The organism is Bacillus sp. GbtcB14 (genome assembly GCF_019091205.1).
Taxonomy (GTDB): Bacteria; Bacillota; Bacilli; order Bacillales; family Bacillaceae_G; genus Bacillus_A; species Bacillus_A cereus_AG.
The window spans coordinates 1-223 of sequence record NZ_JAGXJT010000360.1 but is presented as its reverse complement, the minus strand read 5'-3'; the positions used below and the strand labels follow the sequence as shown (position 1 = coordinate 223).

Here is a 223-nt window from a genome sequence, read left to right as displayed (position 1 = left end):
GTGACATGTGGAGCTGACGAATACTAATAGATCGAGGACTTAACCATATAATATGTAGCAATGTTATCTAGTTTTGAGAGAACATAAAAAACTTGTTGACTTTTAAAGTGAATAAGTTATAATAATGATTGTCTCAAAAGAATAATGTCTGGTAATGATGGCAGAGAGGTCACACCCGTTCCCATACCGAACACGGAAGTTAAGCTCTCTAGCGCCGATGGTA

The 223-nt window shown here is 37.2% G+C and carries 1 rRNA gene; it reads left to right on the top strand.

The features are described 5' to 3' along the window. Positions 1-147 precede the first annotated feature (147 nt). Positions 148-223, top strand: a 5S ribosomal RNA gene (gene rrf, locus KVT31_RS30135); the annotation flags it as partial.